The following is a 19,628-nucleotide window of genomic DNA, read 5'->3' as shown; positions in this document are numbered from 1 at the left end:
ATGGTCCTAAGAGTACGGGGTGAGGCCGCCCACTCAGCGCCAGGGTTCGCTGACGGTGCGCAGTGTGGTGGCGGTGGCGACGGCGGCGGTGACCGCCTCGTGGCCCTTGTCCTCGTTCGAGCCCTCCAGGCCGGCCCGGTCCAGGGCCTGCTCCTCGGTGTCGCAGGTCAGTACGCCGAAGCCGACCGGGACGCCGGTGTCGACGGAGACCTGGACGAGGCCCTGGGTGACGCCCTGGCACACGTAGTCGAAGTGGGGCGTGCCGCCCCGGATGACGACGCCGAGCGCGACGATCGCGTCGTAACCGCGGCCGGCGAGGACCTTGGCGACGACGGGGAGCTCGAAGCTGCCGGGGACCCGCAGGAGGGTCGGCTCGTCGATGCCGAGCTCGTGCAGGGCGCGCAGGGCGCCGTCGACGAGGCCGTCCATGATCTTCTCGTGCCACTGTGCCGCGATCACGGCGACCCGGAGGTCGCCGCAGTTCTTCACGCTCAGTTCGGGTGCGCCCTTGCCGCTCACGTACGTACTCTCCTCGTGCTCTGTTCGGGACTCGTGGGTCTTACTGGTTGTTGCAGGCGGACGCGGTGGCGGCGGCGTCCAGCCAGGGCAGGTCGTGGCCCATGCGGTCGCGCTTGGTGCGCAGGTACCGCAGGTTGTGCTCGCCGGCCTGGACGGGCATGGGTTCGCGTCCCTTGACGGTGAGGCCGTGCCGGGCGAGGGCGGCGATCTTGTCGGGGTTGTTGGTCATCAGCCGCAGGCTGCGTACGCCGAGGTCGGCGAGCATCTGGGCGCCCGCGGCGTAGTCACGGGCGTCGGCGGGCAGGCCGAGCTCCAGGTTGGCGTCGAGGGTGTCACGGCCGCGCTCCTGGAGCTCGTACGCGCGGAGCTTGGACAGCAGGCCGATGCCGCGTCCCTCGTGGCCGCGCAGGTAGACGACGACGCCGCGGCCCGCCGCGGTGACGCGCTCCATGGAGGCCTCCAGCTGGGGGCCGCAGTCGCAGCGCTGCGAGTGGAAGATGTCACCGGTCAGGCACTCGGAGTGGACGCGGACGAGGACGTCCTCGCCGTCGCCGATGGCGCCGTGGACGAGGGCGATGTGCTCGACGCCGTCGACGGTGGAGCGGTAGCCGTACGCGGTGAACTCGCCGTGCGCGGTCGGCAGCCGGACCTCGGCCTCGCGGCGGACGGTCGGCTCGCTGCTGCGGCGGTAGGCGATGAGGTCCTCGATCGAGATGATCGTCAGGCCGTGCTTGCGGGCGAACGGGACCAGCTCGGGCAGGCGCAGCATGACTCCGTCCTCGCCGGCGATCTCGACGATCGTGCCGGCGGGGCGCAGTCCGGCGAGCCGGGCGAGGTCGACGGCGGCCTCGGTGTGGCCGTTGCGGACGAGGACGCCGCCGGGCTGGGCGCGCAGCGGGAAGACGTGGCCGGGGCGGACGAAGTCGGACGGCTCGCAGACGCCGCTCGCCAGCAGCTGGAGGGTGGTGGCGCGGTCGGCGGCGGAGATGCCGGTGGTGACGCCGTGGACGGGGGCCGCGTCGACGGAGACGGTGAAGGCGGTCTTCATCGACTCGGTGTTGTCGGTCACCATCTGCGGAAGCTGGAGGCGGTCCAGCTCGTCGGCCTCCATGGGGGCGCAGATCAGGCCGCGGCACTCGCTCATCATAAAGGCGATGATCTCGGGCGTGGCCTTCTCGGCCGCGATGACGAGGTCGCCCTCGTTCTCGCGGTCCTCGTCGTCGACGACCACGACGGGCCGGCCGGCGGCGATGTCGCGGATGGCCTGCTCGACGGGGTCGAGGGCGAGGTCGGTGGCGTCCCAGACGCTCAGGGCTGTCATGCCGGTGCTCCTTCCAGAGCCGGAGTGCGGGTGCGGAGCCACCAGTCGCGCATGCCCCAGAGGACGAGGGCGAAGTAGATCACGTACACCAGGCCGGAGAAGGCGAGACCGCTGCTGAAGGCCAGCGGGACGCCGACCAGGTCGACGAGGAGCCAGGCGAACCAGAACTCGACCAGGCCGCGCGCCTGGGCGACCATCGCGACCAGCGTCCCGACGAAGATGTACGCGTCGGCCCAGGGGCTCCAGGACAGCGACGGGTACAGCGTGAAGAGGCCCCCGACGGCGAGGGTGCCGGCGATCGCGCCGGCCAGCAGCAGTCCGCGCTCCTTCCAGGAGGCGAACCGGACGGCGATGGAGCCGTCCTGGGCCTGCTGCCTGCCCCGGTGCCACTGCCGCCAGCCCCACAGGGCGACGCCGATGACCAGCAGCTGCTTGCCGACGCCGCCGCTGAGCTGGGCGGAGGCGTAGGCGGCGATCAGGATGACGCCGGAGAGGAACTGGGCGGGCCAGGTCCATATGGAGCGGCGCCAGCCGAGGGCGAGGGCGATCAGGCCGATGGTGTTGCCGATCATGTCGGACCACAGGATGTGCTGGCCGACGGCGGTGAACGCCTCGGAGTGCAGCCAGTTCACCGGGCGTTCCCCTCGATCGTGTGGGTGGTCAGCCGCTCGACGTACTTGGCGATCACGTCGACCTCCAGGTTGACCGGGTCGCCGGGCTGCTTGATGCCGAGCGTGGTCAGGGCGAGCGTGGTGGGGATGAGGCTGATGGTGAAGTGGTCGGCGCCCGCGTCGACGACGGTGAGGCTGACGCCGTCCACCGTGATGGAGCCCTTCTCGACGACGTACCGGCTGAGGGGGGCCGGGAGGGAGACCTTGACGATCTCCCAGTTCTCGGAGGGGGTGCGCTCCAGGATGGTGCCGGTGCCGTCGACGTGGCCCTGGACGATGTGGCCGCCGAGCCGGTCGCCGAGCGCCATGGGCCGCTCCAGGTTGACGCGGGAGCCGGTGGTCAGCGCGCCGAGGCCGGAACGGTTGAGCGTCTCGGCCATCACGTCGGCGGTGAACTCGCCGTCGGCGGTCTCGACGACGGTGAGGCAGACGCCGTTGACGGCGATCGAGTCGCCGTGCTTGGCGTCCTCGGTGACGAGGGGGCCGCGCAGGCGGAAGCGGGAGGCGTCGCCGAGGTTCTCGACGGCGGTGACCTCACCCAGTTCTTCGACGATTCCGGTGAACACGCTCAGCGCTCCTTGGGTGCGACGGTGGCGGTGATACGAAGATCGGGGCCGATGCGGACGGTCTCGGTGACGTCGAGCCGCAAAGCTTCGGTGAGGGTGGTGATTCCGGCGTCCGTGAGGGCGGCGGGGCCCCCGCCGAGGAGGACCGGGGCGAGGTAGCCGACGACCTTGTCGATAGCGCCCGCGGCGATGAAGGAACCGGCGAGGGTCGGGCCGCCTTCGAGGAGGACGGAGCGGACACCGCGCTCCTGCAGGGCGTCGAGGAGGGCCGGTACGGACAGGCCCTTGCCCGCCCTGGGGAGCCGGACGACGTCGGTCAGGGCGCTCTCGGCGTCCTCGGCGACCGCGATCAGCGTGGGAGCGGCGTCGTCGAGGACCCGGGCGCCGGGCGTGACGGCGGTGGCCTCGGTGTCGACGACCACGCGCAGCGGCTGGACGGCGCCTTCGACGCCGCGTACGGCGAGGTGGGGGTCGTCCGCCCGGGCGGTGCCGGAGCCGACGACCACGGCGTCGGCCTCGGCGCGCAGCCGGTGGACGTCGGCGCGGGACTCGGGCGAGCTGATCCAGCGGCTGGTGCCGTCCTGGGCGGCGACGCGGCCGTCGAGGCTGGCGGCGTACTTCCACAGGACGTAGGGGCGGCCGAGGCGTACGGAGGTGAGCCAGGCGGTGTTGCCGGCCTCGGCCTCGGCCTCCAGGACCCCGGCGACGACCTCGACGCCGGCCGCGCGCAGGGTGTCCGCGCCACCGGTGGCCCGCGGGTTCGGGTCGCCGACGGCGTAGACGACGCGGGCGATGCCGGCCTCGATGAGTGCCTGGGCGCAGGGACCGGTGCGGCCCGTGTGGTCGCAGGGTTCGAGGGTGACGTAGGCGGTGCCGCCGCGGGCGAGGACCCCGGCCTGGCGCAGGGCGTGGACCTCGGCGTGCGGTCCGCCGGCGCGCTGGTGCCAGCCCTCACCGACCTGGTGGCCGGAGACGTCGAGGATGACGCAGCCGACGACCGGGTTGGGGCTGGTGGAGCCGAGGCCGCGGGCGGCGAGCGCGATGGCTCGGCGCATGGCGGCGGTGTCGGCGTCGGCCGTGCCGGCCGTGTGGGCGTCCGCTGCGGTGGCCACCGGGTCCTCCTGCCTCTTCGGGCGCGGACTCCGGGGCCTGTCGATGAGGACAGGGAGCGGGAAACACCATCGCACGGGGTACGCCGGGGGCCGCGCGTACCGCCGGGTCGCCGGGACGGCGACCAGCGGACGTACGGCCGGCACACCCCTGAGGGTCACCCGCCGCGCACTGCCTCCCATCCGGACTTTCACCGTCGGTCCAGGAATTTCACCTGGTCAACCGGCCACTGGATGCGGCCGGGTCGCGGACTGTAACCGCCGGTTCGGAATTGCACCGACCCCGGAGTGCGCTGCTGCTGATACAGGGCCAGTCTGCCATGACGGGTCACCCCCCATGCGGGTGATCGATGTGGCGTGACTCACAGACGCGCGGGCGGGCGCCACCGCCCGATCTGGTCCAGACCTATTGACGCTCTGGTCTAGTCCTTTTAATGTCTGCGTCACCTCCACGGAGACGGCCCGCCGGTGTGCGCACGCCAGGGCTCAACACGACCCACCCTTTCGCCAGTTGTGTGCCCTACCTCCCCAGGAGGAACCGACCGTGCTGACCCCCACACACAGACGAGCCACGCTGCTCGCGTCCGGCGCCGCCGTCGCCGGACTGCTGCTCGGCTCGCTCTCCGGCGGCGTCTCCCACGCCGCCACCGACCACGCGTCCTGTCGGCCGGACGGCCTCCACGCGACGCCCGGTGTCGACGTCCCGTACTGCTCGGTCTACGACACCGAGGGCCGCGAGAAGATGGGCGCCGACCACCAGCGCCGCGTCATCGGCTACTTCACCGGCTGGCGTACCGGCAAGGACGGAACCCCCGCCTATCTCGCCTCCGACATCCCGTGGGACAAGGTCACCCACATCAACTACGCCTTCGGGCACATCGACTCCGCCAACAGGCTGTCCGTCGGCGCGGACGGCGCGAACAACGCCGCCACCGGGATGACCTGGCCGGGCGTCGCGGGCGCCGCGATGGACCCCTCGTACACGTACAAGGGGCATTTCAACCTGCTCAACAAGTTCAAGAAGCAGCACCCGAACGTCAAGACGCTGATCTCCGTGGGCGGCTGGGCCGAGACCGGCGGGTACTTCGGCGACGACGGCAAGCGCGTCAACTCCGGCGGCTTCTACTCGATGGCCACCAACGCCGACGGCTCGGTGAACCAGGCCGGCATCGACACCTTCGCCGACTCGGCGGTCGCCTTCGTCAAGAAGTACGGGTTCAACGGCGTCGACATCGACTACGAGTACCCGACCTCCATGAAGGACGCGGGCAACCCGCTCGACTACGCGGTCTCCAACGCCCGCCGCGGCGGCCTGGTCAAGGGCTACGCGGCGCTGATGAAGACCCTGCGCGAGAAGCTGGACCGGGCGGGGGCGGCCGACGGCAGGCACTACCTGCTCACGGTCGCGGCCCCCTCCTCCGGCTATCTGCTGCGCGGTATGGAGACGTTCCAGGTCCAGAGGTACCTGGACTACGTCAACATCATGTCCTACGACCTCCACGGCGCCTGGAACGAGTACGTCGGCCCGAACGCCTCGCTCTTCGACGACGGCAAGGACGCGGAGCTGGCGGCGGCGGGCGTCTACGGCAGCCAGCAGTACGGCGGCATCGGCTACCTCAACACCGACTGGGCGTACCACTACTTCCGCGGCTCGATGCCCGCCGGGCGCATCAACATCGGTCTGCCGTACTACACGCGCGGCTTCAAGAACGTGCAGGGCGGCACCGACGGCCTGTGGGGCAAGGCCGCGGCGACCACCTGCCCGGCCGGTTCCGGGCTGACCAAGTGCGGTGACGGCGCCGTCGGCATCGACAACCTGTGGCACGACAAGGACGACAACGGCAAGGAGTCGCCGGCCGGCTCGAACCCGATGTGGCACGCCAAGAACCTGGAGAAGGGCGTCCTCGGCGACTACCTGAAGAGCTACGGATTCCCCGCCGACACCAGGCTGGCCGGGACCTACGCCCGCAAGTACGACGCGACGCTCGTCGCGCCGTGGCTGTGGAACGCCGACAAGAAGGTCTTCCTGTCCACGGAGGACGAGCAGTCCGTCGCGCGCAAGGCCGACTACGTGGTCGACAAGGGCATCGGCGGCACGATGGTGTGGGAGCTGGCCGGTGACTACGGCTGGAACGCGGCCAAGGGCCAGTACGAGCCCGGCTCCACGCTGACCTCCCTGATGTACGACAAGTTCAAGGCGGCCACGCCGTACGGCGCGAAGGTCTCGAACAAGGCGCTGCCCACGAAGGCGGTGAACATCGGCGTGGAGTTCGGCGACTTCAAGCTGGGCGACTCGAACTACCCGATCACGCCTAAGGTGAAGATCACCAACCACACGAAGACGACGCTGCCGGGCGGTACGGAGTTCCAGTTCGACTACTCCACGGCGGCGCCGGGCAACGCCTCCGACCAGTCGGGCTTCGGTACCAAGGTGATCAGCAGTGACCACACGGGCGGCAACGTGGGCGGCCTGAAGGGCGACTTCCACCGCGTCTCGCTGAAGCTGCCGGCCTGGCAGACGCTGGCGCCCGGCGCGACGGTGGAGCTGTCCTTCAACTACTACCTGCCGGTCTCGACCCCGTGGAACTGGACGGTGATCATCGGCGGCACGACGTACGCGCTCGCCGGTGACCTGGCGCGCGGTACGACGGTCGTGGAGCCCGGCTCCGGCACGGGTCCGACGCCCACACCGACTCCCACACCGACACCGACGCCCACTCCCACCCCGACGCCGACCCCGACTCCCACGCCGGGCGCGTGCACGGCGCCCGCGTGGAGCGCGACGGCCGAGTACGGCGGCGGCACCACGGTGTCCCACGCGTCCCACACCTGGAAGGCGAGGTGGTGGACGAAGGGCGAGGTGCCCGGCACCACCGGCGAGTGGGGTGTCTGGCAGGACCTCGGCGCCTGCTGACCAGGTCACCGGGGCGGAGCCCGGCGGCGTACGCACGGCCCTTGCCGCCGCCGGGCCTCTTCATGATCCGTGGCAAGCTGGTCGCGTGACCAGAGCGCATGCCGACGAGTTCGAGACGCACCGCCCGCGCATGTTCGGCCTCGCCTACCGGATGCTCGGCTCCGCCGAGGAGGCAGAGGACACCGTCCAGGACGCGTATCTGCGCTGGAGCGGCGCGGACCGGGAGCAGATCCGGCACCCCGGCGCCTGGCTCGCCAAGGTCGTCACCCACCTGTGCCTTAACCGCCTCACCTCCGCGCGCGTCACGCGGGAGGAGTACCCGGGGCCGTGGCTGCCGGAGCCGGTGGTGACGGCCGACGGGGCGCTCGGGCCGCTGGAGTCGGCCGAGCGGCGCGACGCCGTGTCGATGGCGCTGCTGGTGCTGCTGGAGCGGCTCACCCCGACGGAGCGCGCGGTGTACGTGCTGCGCGAGGCGTTCGCGTACAGCCACCGCGAGATCGCCGGGGTGCTGGAGATCGGCGAGGCGAACTGCCGCCAGCTGTACAGGCGGGCGGCGGCGCGGGTGGCCGCGCCCGAGGGGCGGTTCCGGGCCGGGCGCGAGGAGCACCGGGGGCTCGTGGAGTCGTTCATCACGGCCGCCCGGGAGGGCGATCTGGCCGGGCTGGAGAAGCTGCTGGCGGCCGACGTGACCTGGTCGGGCGACGGCGGTGGCGTGGTGACAGCGGCTCGCAGGCCGATTCTGGGGCGGGAGAAGGTACTTCGGTTCCTGGCGGGTGCGTCGCAGGGGTTCGCGGCCGGCCTGGACCTCACCGTCGTGGAGGTCAACGGAGCGCCCGCGCTGGCCGCGTGGGACGGGGGCACGCTCCTGGCCATCGCCTCGTTCGAGATCCGGGACGGGGCGATCGCGCACGTACGGGCCGTGGTGAATCCGCACAAACTCGCGTTCGCGGCGCGCCAGCTGTCACATTCCCGGTAGGTCACCGGTTCCTCACTGATGACTGTCGATGACGTCAGAAGGAGCTGAGGATGACCACGATTCTGGTGACCGGCGGGACCGGCACGCTGGGCAGGCATGTCGTCGAGCTGCTGCGCGCGGACGGGCACGCGGTGCGGGTGCTGAGCCGTCACTCGGAGCCGTACGCCGTCGATCTGCGCGAGGGCGGCGCGGAGCTGGACGCGGCGCTCGCGGGTGTCGACACGGTCGTGCACTGCGCGTCCTCGCCGCGCGGCGACGAGAAGGCGGCGCGGAACCTGATCGGGGCGGCGCGGCGGGCCGGGGTCGGCCACCTGGCGTACATCTCGATCGTGGGCGTGGACCGGGTGCCGCTCGGCTACTACCGGACGAAGCTCGCGGTGGAGCGGCTGATCGAGGAGTCGGGGCTCGGCTGGACGGTGCTGCGTACGACGCAGTTCCACGACCTGGTGCTGTCGCTGCTCCAGGCGGTGGCCAAGGTTCCGGTGATGCTGCTCCCGGCGGGCGTGAGCGACCAGCCCGTCGAGGTCGCGGAGGTCGCCGTCCGGCTCGCCGAGCTGGCGTCGGGGGCGCCCGCGGGCCGGGTGCCGGACATGGGCGGCCCCGAGGTGCGGACGTTCCCGGACCTGGCCCGCGCCTACCTGCGGGTGTCCGGGCGCCGCCGTCCGGTGGTGAACGTGCCGCTGGCGGGCAAGGCCTACCGGGGTATGCGGGCGGGCGGCCACCTGGCGCCCGGGAACGCGGTGGGCACGGGCACGTTCGAGGAGTTCCTGGAGCGCCGGCTCACCTCATAGGGGCGAACAGCTCGTCCTGCGCCGCGTCGCGGACCGTCAGGAGGGCGCCGCGCAGGACCGCCGCACCACCCAGCGCGCTCGCCCGCACCCCGGTGCGCAGCGGGGACAGCTCGGCGAGCCGGGCCTCGACGCGGGCGGCCAGCTCGGGGCCGCCCGCGTGGCCGACCTCGCCGCCCAGGACCACGCAGCCCGGGTCCAGTACGGCGCTGACGGCTGCGGCGCCGAGGGCGACGCGGTCGGCGAGGGCGTCCAGGAAGGGCTCCCCTCCGCCGCCGGCCAGGGCCGTCCGCACGGCCACCGCGCCGGCCGGCTCACCGTCCCGGTCGGCGGCCTCGATGCCGTACTCCCCCGCCAGTGACCGGATCGCGGCCGACCCGGCCAGCGCGTGGAAACCGCCGTCGCAGCCGGTGGCCGAGGGCAGGCCGCCCGTACCCGGCACGGGCAGGAACCCGATCTCGCCGGCGCCGCCCGACGCGCCGCGCCGCAGCCTGCCGTCCAGGAGGACGGCCGCGCCGACGCCGTGGCCGAGCCACAGCAGCACGAACGTGTCGCGGTCACGGGCCGCCCCCTCGCGCTGTTCCGCCACGGCCGCGAGATTGGTCTCGTTCTCGACGAGGACGGTCGCGGGCAGCCGCTCCTGGAGGACGGTGACGAGCCGCCGGTGCCAGGCCGGGAGGCCGGTCGAGTCGCGGAGCTCACCCGTGGCCGGATCGATCAGGCCGGGGGCCCCGATGCCGACGGTGTGCAGCCGCCGTACTCCGCCCACGCCTCCGGCGTGGGGGTGGCCGCATTCGGCCACCGTCCGCTCCAGCAGCGCCACCGCGCGGTCCACCGCGGGCTCGGGGTCGCCGGTGGCGTGGGCGTCCATCGGCATGGACGCCTCGGCGAGTGTGGCGCCCAGCAGGTCGGTGACGACGACGGAGACGCTGGTGGTGCGTACGTCGAGGGCGGCGAGGTGGGCGCGGTCGGCGACGATCCCGTACAGCCGTGCGTTGGGGCCGCGCCGGTCGGCACCGGCCTCCCCGACCACCTGGATCAGGCCGGAGCCCTGGAGCCGTTCGACGAGATCGGCGATGGTGGGGCGGGACAGGCCGGTCAGGCTCTTGAGCTGGCCGGCCGTGAGCGGGCCTTCGTCCTGGAGGAGCCGGAGCGCGAGCCGGTCGTTGATGGCCCGGGCGGTGCTGGGCGATGCGGGCATGCCGGGATCCTCTCAGGACTCATCACTCGTCTCTGCCACCTTACTATCAGGCAGGGTTCCTGATAATTTACCGTTCCACCGCTGGGGAAAGCACTGGAACCACCGACCGGGGAGGGCCCGTGGCACAGGACGCGACGTTCAGCAGGGAAGGGCTGAGGCGGGCCCGGTTCGCCGTGGCCGCCGTGTTCTGTGTGCACGGTGCCGTGACCGGCAGCTTCGCCACCCGCGTCCCGTGGATCCAGGACCACGCGGGCGTCAGCGCGGGCCAGCTCGGCCTCGCGCTCGCCTTCCCCGCGCTCGGCGCGTCGGCGGCGATGCCGCTGGCGGGCGCGATCAGCCACCGCTTCGGCGCCCGCGCGGCGCTGCGCGGGCTGCTCGCGCTGTGGACGCTGTCGCTGACCCTGCCGTCGCTGGCGCCCAACATCTACGGACTCTGCGGCGCCCTCTTCGTCTTCGGCGCCACGGCCGGCATGTCCGATGTGGCGATGAACGCCCTGGGCGTCGAGGTGGAGAACCGGCTCGACAAGTCGATCATGTCGAGCCTGCACGGCATGTGGAGCGTGGGCGCCCTGCTCGGCTCGGCGGCCGGCACCCTCGCCGCGCACCTGGGCAGTGACGCCCGGCTGCACCACCTCGTCGCGGCGCTCGCGCTCACCACGCTGGGCGCGGTCTTCTGCCAGGGCGTCCTGGACCTGCGCAGCGCGCCGGACGAGGAGCCGCCGCCGCGGTTCACCCTGCCGCCCCGGTCGGCCCTGGTGATCGGTGCCATCGGCTTCTGCGGCGTGTTCGCGGAGGGCGCGAGCCTGGACTGGTCGGCGGTCTACCTGCGTGACCGGTTGGGTGCGTCGGCGGGTCTCGCGGCCGCCTCGACCACCGCGTTCGCGCTGACCATGGCGGTGGCGCGGCTGGTCGGCGACAAGGTGGTCGACCGGTTCGGCGCGGTGCGCACGGTACGGGTCGGGGGCCTGGCGGCGACGGCCGGCGGTGCCCTGGTGGTCGCCGCGCCGCACCCGGGGGCCGCGCTGGCCGGGTTCGGGCTGCTCGGGCTGGGCGTGGCCGTCGTCGTGCCGCTGGCGTTCGCGGCGGCCGGGCGCAGTGGGCCGAACCCCAGCCAGGCGATCGCGGGCGTCGCCACGATCACGTACACCTCGGGGCTGATCGCGCCGTCGGCGATCGGCGCGGTGGCCGACGTGACGTCACTGACGGTGTCGTTCGGGCTGGTCACCCTGCTGGCTTTCGGTCTGGTGCTGGGCGCGGGGGTGCTGCGCACGGGCGACCGGACGTCGCGTACGCCGGCGGGCGGCGCGGCGGACAGGAGCTCGGCGGCGGAGAAGAACCCGCGCTGAGCCGTGCGCTGAGCCGCGCCGACGCGCACCCGGCGCCGGGTGAGCCGCGCTGAGCCGCATCTCGGGGAGACCCGGTCGCACGGGCGTCGGATTACCATGGCGGCTGGTCTTTTTCGGCCACGCCCCGGCCGGGACCCGGCCGTGCGGCGGCGGCCCCCCGAACCGGAGAACTGGAGCCATCCCCCATGAACCTCGGCGTGCGCTGGACCCTGCACGGCGACGGGCGCACACCCGCCCCCGGCGCCGTCGTCCGACCCGACGAGCGGCTCTCCTGGCCCCGTACGGTCGGACTCGGCGCACAGCACGTGGTGGCCATGTTCGGCGCGTCGTTCGTCGCGCCGGTCCTGATGGGGCTCGACCCCAACCTCGCGATCATGATGTCCGGCGTCGCGACGGTGGTGTTCCTGCTCGCCACGCGCGGCAGGGTCCCCAGCTACCTCGGCTGTTCACTGTCCTTCGTGGGCGTGGCCGCCACCATCCGGGCCACCGGCGGGGACAGCGCCACCGTCACCGGCGCGGTGCTGGTGGTCGGTGCGGCGCTGTTCCTGGCGGGGCTGGCGGTACGGACGTTCGGTGCCCGGATCATCCACGCCGCGATGCCGCCCGTCGTCACGGGCGCCGTGGTGATGCTGATCGGCTTCAACCTGGCGCCGGTGACGGCGTCGACGTACTGGCCGCAGGACCAGTGGACGGCCCTGCTCGTCATGCTGTTCACCGGGCTGGCCGTGGTGTGCCTGCGCGGGTTCTGGTCCCGGGTGGCGATCTTCCTGGGCCTGGTCTTCGGGTACGCCCTCTCCTGGGTGCTCGACCTGGTCTTCGGCAAGATCCACTCGCCGCTCGGCGGCGCCGAGGCCGTCGACCACTGGCGCCTGGACCTGTCCGGCGTGGCCAGGGCCGACTGGCTCGGGCTGCCGTCCTTCCACGCTCCCGCCTTCGAGTGGTCCGCGATCCTCGTCGCCCTCCCGGTCGTCATCGCGCTCATCGCCGAGAACGCCGGGCACGTCAAGGCCGTCGGCGAGATGACCGGCGAACCGCTCGACGACAAGCTGGGCACCGCCATCGCCGCCGACGGCGCCGCCTCCGTCCTCTCCACCGCCCTGGGCGGCCCGCCGAACACCACGTACTCCGAGAACATCGGCGTCATGGCGGCCACCCGGGTCTACTCGACCGCCGCGTACTGGGCCGCCGCGGGCTTCGCGCTGCTCTTCGGCCTGTGCCCCAAGTTCGGCGCGGTCGTCGCCGCCATCCCCGGCGGCGTACTGGGCGGCATCACCGTCATCCTGTACGGCATGATCGGCCTGCTCGGCGCGCAGATCTGGATCAACGCGAAGGTCGACCTGCGCAACCCGCTGAACCTCGTCCCGGCCGCCGCGGGCATCATCATCGGTGTCGGCGGCGTCAACCTGAGGATCAGCGACACCTTCGAGCTGGGCGGCATCGCGCTCGGCACGATCGTCGTCATCACCGGCTACCACGTGCTGCGCGCCTTCGCCCCGGCCCATATGAAGGAGCGCCCGGAAGAGCCCCTGCTGGACGCGGGCACGTCGGCGTACGACAGCGGCGAGGGCGATCAGCCGGTCGCCAGGGCGTAGGGCCGGTCCGGCCCGGGCCGGCCGTTCGTCCGTTTCGGGGAAGCCCGGCTCGGTGACGCCACCGGGGGCACACGTCCTGGGACGCTGCCCCCATGGCGCAGATCGAACAGTTCCCGCCGGCCCCGCCGGCGGTCGACGCGGTGGACGCGGTGGACGCGGTCATGGCGCGGATGCGCGCGTTCCGCTCCGTGTGGCCGGAGACGGACGGGGTGGCGGTCTTCAACCGGGTCTACCTGACGGTGACGGAGGAGATCGACCGGCGTATCGACGCGGGCCTCTTCACCGACCGCCGGGCCGCCGTCACGCTGGACGTGCGCTTCGCCGAGCGGTACCTGGCGGCGGTGGACGCGGTCGCCGCCGGCGGGCGGCCACCGGCGTGCTGGCAGCCGCTGTTCCAGTACCGGCGCCATCCCGGTGTACGGCCGCTGCAGTTCGCGCTGGCCGGGATCAACGCGCACATCGGGCACGACCTGGCGCTGGCGGTGGTGGACACCTGCCGTACGCTCGGCTGCGAACCGGCCGATGTGGAGGGCGAGTTCGAGCAGGTGGGCGACATCCTCACGCTGCTGGAGGAGCGCATCCGCGAAGAGCTGATGCCGGGTCCCGATCTGCTGGAGATCGCGGACCCGCTGACGCATCTGCTGGGCTGCTGGAGCCTGGAGCGGGCCCGCGACGGGGCGTGGCTCACGGCCCGCTCGCTGTGGCAGCTGCGGCGGCTGGCGCCCCGGCTGCCGGAGCTGGCCGAGGAGTTCACCGAACGCCTCGACCGCTCCGTCGGCCTGGTGGGCCGGATGCTGCTGACCCCCCTGGACCGGTGCCCGGCTCAGTCCTCCGGGAGCTCGACCGGCGCGATCTCGTCGTAGACGTCGCCCGGCCCCGGGTTCGACGCGTCGGTCTCACCGCCGAAGTGGCGCATGACGCCCCACACCGCGTTCAGCGCGGTCTGCACGGCTCCCTCGGCCCAACCCGCCGTCCAGGAGATGTCGTCGCCCGCGAGGAAGACGCCCCGCTTGTCCTCGGGCAGCCGGTCCTGCATGAAGTGCGTGAACAGGCGGCGCTGGTAGCGGTAGTGCCCGGGCAGGTTGGCCTTGAAGGCGCCCATGAAGTACGGCTCGTTCTCCCACGACACGGTCACCGGGTTGCCGATGATGTGCTTGCGGATGTCGACCTTCGGGTAGATCTCGCCGAGCGACTTGAGCATGACCTCCATGCGCTCCTGCGCGGACAGCGGCAGCCACTTCAGGCTGTCGTCGCACCACGTGTACGAGAGGCAGATGACGGCCGGCTTGTCGGGACCGTCGTCCAGCAGGTACGTGCCGCGGGTCATCCGGTCGGTAAGCGTCATCGACATGACGTCACGGCCGGTCTCCTCGTCCTTGTCCAGCCAGAAGGGGCGGTCCACCGGCACGAAGAGCTTGGACGACTCCATGTAGTGGGTGCGCTCCATCGCCGTCCAGTGGTCGATGGGGAACAGCGAGTCGTCGCAGGCGATCTTGGAGAGCAGCAGCCAGGACTGGGCGGTGAAGATCGCCGCCTGGTACGTGCGGATGTCACCGTTCGCGTCCGTGACGGTGATGCGGTTGCCGGCGGTGCGGTGCAGGCGCGTCACGGCGGGCTTGGGCTCGCCGCCCTCGTGCAGCGTCTTCAGCGACGTACCGTACGGCCAGTGGACGATCTTCTCCGGCTCGCGCTCCCACAGGCGCAGCGGCAGCTGCTGCGAGCCGCCGACGATGCCGCGGTGGTGGTCGTCGGCCTCGGTGTAGACGACGCGGAGGATCTCCAGGATGGAGTTGGGGAAGTCGGTGTCCCAGCCGCCCGTGCCGAAGCCGACCTGGCCGAAGATCTCGCGGTGCCGGAAGGACTTGAACGCCTCGGAGTCGCACAGGAAGCCGTAGAAGGTCTGGTTGTCCAGCTTCTCGACGAGCCGGGACCAGATCTCCCGGATGCGCGGGACGTCGCGCTCACGCATGGCGCGGTTCATGTCGGAGAAGTCCGCGCCCTCCTCCAGGCAGTCGCTCCAGGCCTTCGCCACGTCGCGGTAGACCTGCGGCAGGTCCTCGACGGTCTCGGCGTAGTGCGACTCGCCCTTGAGGTCGACGACGGTCGACGGGGTGCACTCGGCCAGCGGGTTCGGGAACGGCCGGGTCTCCAGGCCCACCAGGTCGATGTAGTGCTGGAGCGCGGTGGAGGAAGGCGGGAAGCGCATGGCGCCCATCTCGGCCGTCAGGCCTTCCGTACCGGTGCCCTCGAAGCCGACGGTGCGCAGCCGGCCGCCGATCTGGTCGGCCTCGTACACGACGGGCTTGAGGCCCATCTTCATCAGCTCGTACGCGGCGATGATGCCGGAGAGCCCGCCGCCGATGACGGCGACCTCGGTGCCGTGCTCGGTCGCGGGTATCTGGCCGAGCCCGGCCGGGTGGGCCAGGTAGTCGTCGTAGGCGTACGGGAAGTCCGGGCCGAACATGGTGATCGGCGGCTGGGCGTCGGTGTGCTGGACGGCGGTGGGCACCGTGGACGTCATGGGGTACGGACTCCTTGCACGGGTGAAGAAGGGGTGGAGCGGGAGGAAGGTCAGAGCAGCGACGTGTAGAGGCCGGGGCGGCGGTCGCGCAGATAGGGGTTGGCCTCGCGCGAGGCGGTCAGGAGCTCCGGGTCGACGTCACCGGTGATCAGCTCCTCGGCGCGGCCCGCGCGGGAGCGGGCGGTGCCGTCGGGGCCGGCCAGGGCGGACAGGCCGACGAACTCGAAGTCGCCCTCCTGTCCGACGCGGTTGGCGTACGCGATGTACAGCTGGTTCTCGAAGGCGCGCACCGGGACGACGGACTCGGCGACGACCTCGGCGGGGTGCATCAGCGCGGTGGGCACCAGGAGGAGGTCGGTGCCGGCGAGCGCGTGCGCCCGGACGTTCTCGGGGAACTCCACGTCGTAGCAGATGATCAGGCCGACCCGCAGTCCGCCGAGGTCGGCCTGGACGACGGGGCGGTCGCCGGTCGTGAAGGAGCCGGTCTCGAAGTCGCCGTAGAGGTGGGTCTTGCGGTAGTTCAGGAGCCGGACGCCGTCGGGGCCGATCAGCTGCGCGGAGTTGTACACGGCGCCGCCGTCCCGCTCCGGGTAGCCGTAGGCGATGCCCAGGCCGTGGCGGACGGCGATGTCGGCGATCGCCCGCGCGGACGGGCCGTCGGCGGCCTCGGCCAGCCGCTCCACGCCGTCGCCGATCGCGTACCCCGTCAGGAACATCTCGGGCGCGACGAGCAGTCCGGCACCGGTGGCGGCGGCGCGGGCGGCGGCCTCGTCGAGGATCTTCAGATTGGCGGCGACGTCACCGGGCTGACCGGAGCTCTGGAGCAGGGCGGTGCGCAGCGGCGGCATCGGCAGACCTCTGTCGGGGTGCGGGACGGGGATGGCGTACGAGACGTGTCGAGAAGACGTTCAAAACGGTACGGTCCGGCCTTCTCCCCCGACAAGGCGTGACCGTTGCGGACCGACCGTCGATCCATTGCGCGGACCGGTCCGCCGCGGTGATTCATTGCGCGCGTCCCCGGAGGGGGTCGTACGGGGCTCTCCGCCGCCCGGCGGAGGAGGGTCGCGACCTCCGCGCGATGTGGCCGGAGGGGCCCGGGCGGAACAGTGGGGGCATCCGGTCACCAGCCGAAAGGGATCCCGTCATGAACCGCGTCGCACACCGCCGTACCAAGATCGCCGCCCTCGCCACGGCCCTGCTGATCAGCGCCGGAGCGGCGGGCTCCGCCGTCGCCTCCGGGGACGGGGCGGGCACCGGCCCGCGGGAGGCGGCCGCGCTCACCGGGACCGCCAAGCTGTACCGGTCGGCCGGGGACGACATCTCCTTCACCTTCGACGCGCATCTCGCGGCCGAGGACACCATGGACCCGGAGGCGGCGACCGGCACCTTCAGCTTCCGGCACGTCTTCCCGGACGGAAGGTCGGCCTGGGCGAAGGCCCGGGTCGACTGCCTGGTGACGGGCGGCAGGGTGGCGGTCGTGACAGGTGTCGTCACCGACAGCGACACGCCGTTCAAGGGCAAGCGGGTCGGGATCTCGGTCCACGACCAGGGCCGGCACGACCGGCTGGGCTACAGCTGGATCGGGTCCGAGCCCGAGGAGACGAAGAAACTGCCGAAGTGCGTGAGCGCGGCCCCCTTCGAGAAGGTCAAGGCGGGCACGGGCGACTTCCGCGTACTGCCCTGGCAGCCGAAGCTCTGAGAACGGCGGGGCCCGCCCGGTCGATCGCTCCGGATCAGTGAGCGCGTCCGGGGGTGCCCCCGGGCGAGTGGGGGGCCTCCCGTCCGAAGGGCTACGGGGGATCACCGGCGGCCGATGACAACGCCGCAGACGCGCGTGCCCCGGCGCGCGAGCCCGGCGGGACCGGCCGGACAGGACCTCAGGCGGGCGAACCCGACGAGAAGCGCCGCAGCAGCGGGGAGAGCACCAGCACCGACTTGGTGCGCTCCACGAACGGCTCCCCCGCGATGCGCTCCAGCACGCGCTCGAAGTGGCGCATGTCGGACGCGAAGACCTGGACGATCGCGTCCGCCTCCCCGGTGACGGTGGAGGCGGACGCGACTTCCGGGTACCGCTCGAGACCGCGCTGGATGGTCTCGGGCGAGGTGTTGCCCCGTGCGTAGATCTCGATGAACCCCTCGGTCTCCCAGCCGAGCGCCGCCGGGTCCACCCGGACCGTGAAGCCGGTGATCGCTCCCTCGGCCCGCAGCCGGTCCACCCGGCGCTTCACGGCGGGGGCGGAGAGCCCGACCATGGAACCGATGTCGGCGTAGGAACGGCGGGCGTCTTCGGCGAGGGCGTGGACGATGCGTTCGTCGAGATCGTTCAGTCGCACGGGGGGTGGGTCACTTCTCTGCTGTGGCCAGTCTGGAGCGGCGCATGCCGTACACGAAGTAGAACACGAGCCCGACGGCCATCCAGACACCGAAGACGACCCACGTCACGGAGTCGAGACTGAACATGTTGTACGCGCAGAAGACGAAGCCCAGCACCGGGAAGAGCCAGCCGAGCGGCACCCGGAAGGTGCGCGGCATGTCCGGGCGGGTCCGGCGCAGCACGATCACCGCGATGTTGACGAGCGCGAAGGCGAAGAGCGTGCCGATGCTGGTCGCGTCGACGAGCTTGCCCAGCGGGATGACGGAGGCGAGGGCGCCGCAGAACAGCGACACGATGACCGTGTTGACGCGGGGCGTGCCGGTCTTGGCGCTGACCTTGCCGAACGCCTTGGGGACCAGGCCGTCGCGGGACATGGCGAACAGGACGCGGGTCTGGCCGTAGAGGACGGTGAGGACGACGCTGGCGATGGAGATGACGGCGCCGGCGGCGAGGAGCGTGCCCCAGACGGTCTGACCGCTGACGTCGTTCATGATCGCGGTCAGGGAGGCCTCGGAGCCCTCGAAGTCCTTCCAGTTCCAGGCGCCGACGGCGACGGCGGCGACCAGGACGTAGAGCGCCGTGACGATGACCAGCGACAGCATGATCGCGCGAGGCAGGTCGCGCTGCGGGTTCTTCGCCTCCTCACCGGCGGTGGAGGCGGCGTCGAAGCCGATGTACGAGAAGAAGAGGCTGGCGCCGGCGGCGCTGACACCGGCCACGCCGAGGGGCATGAAGTCGGCGTAGTTGCCGGACTTGAATCCCGTGAAGCCGATGGCGCAGAAGAGGACCAGCGCGGCGATCTTCACCGCGACCATGATCGTGTTGGCGCGGGCGGACTCCTTGGCACCACCGAGCAGGAAGACCATGGCGAGCATCACGACGATCAGACCGGGCAGGTTGATGATGCCGCCCTCGCCGGGCGCCGAGGAGAGGACGTCCGGGATGGTGACGCCGATCGTGCCGTTGAGGAGCTCGTTGAGGTACTCACCCCAGCCGACGGCCACGGCGGCGACGGAGACGCCGTACTCCAGGACCAGGCACCAGCCGCACACCCAGGCGACCAGCTCGCCCATCGTTGCGTACGCGTACGAGTACGAGGAGCCGGCGACCGGGATGGAGCCGGCCAGCTCGGCGTACGAGAGCGCCGAGAAGAGAGCGGTGAGCCCCGCGAACACGAAGGCCAGGGTGACGGCCGGACCGGCCTTGGGCACGCTGTCGCCGAGGACGACGAAAATGCCGGTGCCGAGCGTGGCACCGATGCTGATCATGGTCAGCTGCCACATGGAGAGCGAGCGGCGGAGCGTGCCGCCCTCGCCCTTTCCACCCTCTGCGACCAGCACATCCACCGACTTGCGCCGGGTGAGAGCGGAGAGCATGGACGCCTTGGGCGCGGACGGCTCGGTGGCGGGAGGGGCTGTGCCTTGGTCCAGCACTGCGGAGGCTCCTTCATCGCTGCGGGTCGAAGGACGGCGACTCGCGGCGGCTCGCGGGGCGTGCTGCGCCACCCGCGGGGGAAGGGGACCGCCGAGCAGGCGGTCGCCGCCACTCCTGGTACGAGGCACGAGCCTAATCGGACGTGCTTCGCGCTCGTAATGCATCGTTGTTGCGCATCGGCGCGTGATCATTGCGCGATCGGGGCACAGACGGGGAAACATTGCGCCCTGCCGCACGAATCGACACATTGGGGCCGGGAGCAGGCAGAACGCCGACACGTATCGCCGCCGGGCGCC

Annotated in this window: 17 protein-coding genes and 1 riboswitch; of the genes, 7 read left to right on the top strand and 10 right to left on the bottom strand. The window is 71.9% G+C overall.

Annotated features, from left to right (window positions below; all coding sequences use genetic code 11):
* Positions 1–33: 33 nt before the first annotated feature.
* Genes ribH through ribD form a run of 5 tightly spaced genes read right to left on the bottom strand, consistent with a single transcriptional unit; the run spans position 34 to position 4,132 of the window.
* Entirely contained in the window at positions 34–519 is a 486-nt protein-coding gene (gene ribH / locus ABZZ38_RS18955) for a 6,7-dimethyl-8-ribityllumazine synthase (RefSeq protein WP_356741063.1), read from the bottom strand.
* A 40-nt stretch (positions 520–559) separates the two neighbouring features.
* Entirely contained in the window at positions 560–1,840 is a 1,281-nt protein-coding gene (locus tag ABZZ38_RS18950; protein ID WP_356741061.1) for a bifunctional 3,4-dihydroxy-2-butanone-4-phosphate synthase/GTP cyclohydrolase II, read from the bottom strand.
* Complete coding sequence (locus ABZZ38_RS18945; RefSeq protein ID WP_356741179.1) at positions 1,837–2,412, bottom strand: nicotinamide mononucleotide transporter family protein; 576 nt, start codon at positions 2,410–2,412, stop codon at positions 1,837–1,839. The genes ABZZ38_RS18950 and ABZZ38_RS18945 overlap by 4 nt, the downstream gene beginning before the upstream one ends.
* Before the next feature lie 56 nt (positions 2,413–2,468).
* Entirely contained in the window at positions 2,469–3,077 is a 609-nt protein-coding gene (locus tag ABZZ38_RS18940) for a riboflavin synthase (RefSeq protein ID WP_356741059.1), read from the bottom strand.
* 2 nt (positions 3,078–3,079) lie between these two features.
* The gene (gene ribD, locus ABZZ38_RS18935) at positions 3,080–4,132 is read right to left on the bottom strand and encodes a bifunctional diaminohydroxyphosphoribosylaminopyrimidine deaminase/5-amino-6-(5-phosphoribosylamino)uracil reductase RibD (protein ID WP_356741175.1); all 1,053 of its coding nucleotides are present in this window, start codon (positions 4,130–4,132) and stop codon (positions 3,080–3,082) included.
* Between the two features lie 219 nt (positions 4,133–4,351).
* Positions 4,352–4,482, bottom strand: a riboswitch (FMN riboswitch).
* 248 nt (positions 4,483–4,730) lie between these two features.
* On the opposite strand from ribD, the gene ABZZ38_RS18930 reads away from it, so the two are divergent.
* The 3 genes from ABZZ38_RS18930 (at position 4,731) to ABZZ38_RS18920 (ending at position 8,867) form a co-directional block, all read left to right on the top strand.
* Positions 4,731–7,100 carry a chitinase C-terminal domain-containing protein gene (locus ABZZ38_RS18930; RefSeq protein WP_356741057.1) on the top strand — a complete coding sequence of 790 codons (2,370 nt, stop codon included), beginning with the start codon at positions 4,731–4,733 and terminating at the stop codon, positions 7,098–7,100.
* Positions 7,101–7,185: 85 nt separating this feature from the next.
* On the top strand, positions 7,186–8,076 hold the full coding sequence (locus ABZZ38_RS18925; RefSeq protein WP_356741055.1) for an RNA polymerase sigma-70 factor: 891 nt from the start codon (positions 7,186–7,188) through the stop codon (positions 8,074–8,076).
* 50 nt (positions 8,077–8,126) lie between these two features.
* Positions 8,127–8,867, top strand: a complete 741-nt coding sequence (locus ABZZ38_RS18920; protein WP_356741053.1) for an NAD(P)H-binding protein — start codon at positions 8,127–8,129, stop codon at positions 8,865–8,867.
* On the opposite strand, the gene ABZZ38_RS18915 is transcribed toward ABZZ38_RS18920, so the two are convergent.
* Positions 8,857–10,065: an ROK family transcriptional regulator gene (locus ABZZ38_RS18915; RefSeq protein ID WP_356741051.1), complete on the bottom strand. Its 1,209-nt coding sequence runs from the start codon at positions 10,063–10,065 to the stop codon at positions 8,857–8,859. The two genes, ABZZ38_RS18920 and ABZZ38_RS18915, sit on opposite strands and share 11 nt — an antisense overlap.
* 119 nt (positions 10,066–10,184) lie before the next feature.
* Between ABZZ38_RS18915 and ABZZ38_RS18910 the strand changes: the two genes are divergently transcribed.
* The 3 genes from ABZZ38_RS18910 to ABZZ38_RS18900 all read left to right on the top strand — a co-directional run bounded on the left by ABZZ38_RS18910 (position 10,185) and on the right by ABZZ38_RS18900 (position 13,866).
* Positions 10,185–11,411 carry an MFS transporter gene (locus ABZZ38_RS18910; RefSeq protein ID WP_356741049.1) on the top strand — a complete coding sequence of 409 codons (1,227 nt, stop codon included), beginning with the start codon at positions 10,185–10,187 and terminating at the stop codon, positions 11,409–11,411.
* A gap of 185 nt (positions 11,412–11,596) precedes the next feature.
* The gene (locus ABZZ38_RS18905; protein ID WP_356741047.1) at positions 11,597–13,003 is read left to right on the top strand and encodes a solute carrier family 23 protein; all 1,407 of its coding nucleotides are present in this window, start codon (positions 11,597–11,599) and stop codon (positions 13,001–13,003) included.
* Positions 13,004–13,095: 92 nt separating this feature from the next.
* On the top strand, positions 13,096–13,866 hold the full coding sequence (locus ABZZ38_RS18900) for a DUF5995 family protein (RefSeq protein WP_356741045.1): 771 nt from the start codon (positions 13,096–13,098) through the stop codon (positions 13,864–13,866).
* Here ABZZ38_RS18900 and ABZZ38_RS18895 read toward each other — a convergent pair.
* Together ABZZ38_RS18895 and ABZZ38_RS18890 are read right to left on the bottom strand one after the other, a co-directional pair.
* On the bottom strand, positions 13,827–15,524 hold the full coding sequence (locus ABZZ38_RS18895) for an NAD(P)/FAD-dependent oxidoreductase (protein WP_356741043.1): 1,698 nt from the start codon (positions 15,522–15,524) through the stop codon (positions 13,827–13,829). The genes ABZZ38_RS18900 and ABZZ38_RS18895 overlap by 40 nt on opposite strands.
* A gap of 50 nt (positions 15,525–15,574) precedes the next feature.
* Positions 15,575–16,372 (bottom strand): carbon-nitrogen hydrolase family protein, encoded by a 798-nt coding sequence (locus ABZZ38_RS18890; protein WP_356741041.1) that lies wholly within the window; start codon positions 16,370–16,372, stop codon positions 15,575–15,577.
* A gap of 296 nt (positions 16,373–16,668) precedes the next feature.
* Between ABZZ38_RS18890 and ABZZ38_RS18885 the strand changes: the two genes are divergently transcribed.
* A complete protein-coding gene (locus tag ABZZ38_RS18885; protein WP_356741039.1) occupies positions 16,669–17,223 on the top strand; it encodes a Repetin in 555 nt (184 codons plus the stop codon).
* A gap of 178 nt (positions 17,224–17,401) precedes the next feature.
* On the opposite strand, the gene ABZZ38_RS18880 is transcribed toward ABZZ38_RS18885, so the two are convergent.
* On the bottom strand, positions 17,402–17,857 hold the full coding sequence (locus ABZZ38_RS18880) for an Lrp/AsnC family transcriptional regulator (RefSeq protein ID WP_356741037.1): 456 nt from the start codon (positions 17,855–17,857) through the stop codon (positions 17,402–17,404).
* A gap of 10 nt (positions 17,858–17,867) precedes the next feature.
* Positions 17,868–19,331: an amino acid permease gene (locus tag ABZZ38_RS18875; RefSeq protein WP_356741035.1), complete on the bottom strand. Its 1,464-nt coding sequence runs from the start codon at positions 19,329–19,331 to the stop codon at positions 17,868–17,870.
* Positions 19,332–19,628: the final 297 nt, after the last annotated feature.

The organism is Streptomyces sp. NPDC006368, assembly GCF_040612535.1.
In the GTDB taxonomy this organism is placed as follows: Bacteria; Actinomycetota; Actinomycetes; order Streptomycetales; family Streptomycetaceae; genus Streptomyces.
Note: the sequence above shows the minus strand (reverse complement) of the source record. Positions and strands in the feature narration are given on the sequence as shown.

Coding starts and splice junctions, on each gene's coding strand:
- ABZZ38_RS18950 (WP_356741061.1), bottom strand. CDS start 1,840: ATGACAGCCCTGAGCGTCTGGGACGCCACCGACCTCGCCCTCGACCCC.
- ABZZ38_RS18945 (WP_356741179.1), bottom strand. CDS start 2,412: ATGATCGGCAACACCATCGGCCTGATCGCCCTCGCCCTCGGCTGGCGC.
- ribD (WP_356741175.1), bottom strand. CDS start 4,132: ATGCGCCGAGCCATCGCGCTCGCCGCCCGCGGCCTCGGCTCCACCAGC.
- ABZZ38_RS18920 (WP_356741053.1), top strand. CDS start 8,127: ATGACCACGATTCTGGTGACCGGCGGGACCGGCACGCTGGGCAGGCAT.
- ABZZ38_RS18915 (WP_356741051.1), bottom strand. CDS start 10,065: ATGCCCGCATCGCCCAGCACCGCCCGGGCCATCAACGACCGGCTCGCG.
- ABZZ38_RS18905 (WP_356741047.1), top strand. CDS start 11,597: ATGAACCTCGGCGTGCGCTGGACCCTGCACGGCGACGGGCGCACACCC.
- ABZZ38_RS18900 (WP_356741045.1), top strand. CDS start 13,096: ATGGCGCAGATCGAACAGTTCCCGCCGGCCCCGCCGGCGGTCGACGCG.
- ABZZ38_RS18895 (WP_356741043.1), bottom strand. CDS start 15,524: ATGACGTCCACGGTGCCCACCGCCGTCCAGCACACCGACGCCCAGCCG.
- ABZZ38_RS18890 (WP_356741041.1), bottom strand. CDS start 16,372: ATGCCGCCGCTGCGCACCGCCCTGCTCCAGAGCTCCGGTCAGCCCGGT.
- ABZZ38_RS18885 (WP_356741039.1), top strand. CDS start 16,669: ATGAACCGCGTCGCACACCGCCGTACCAAGATCGCCGCCCTCGCCACG.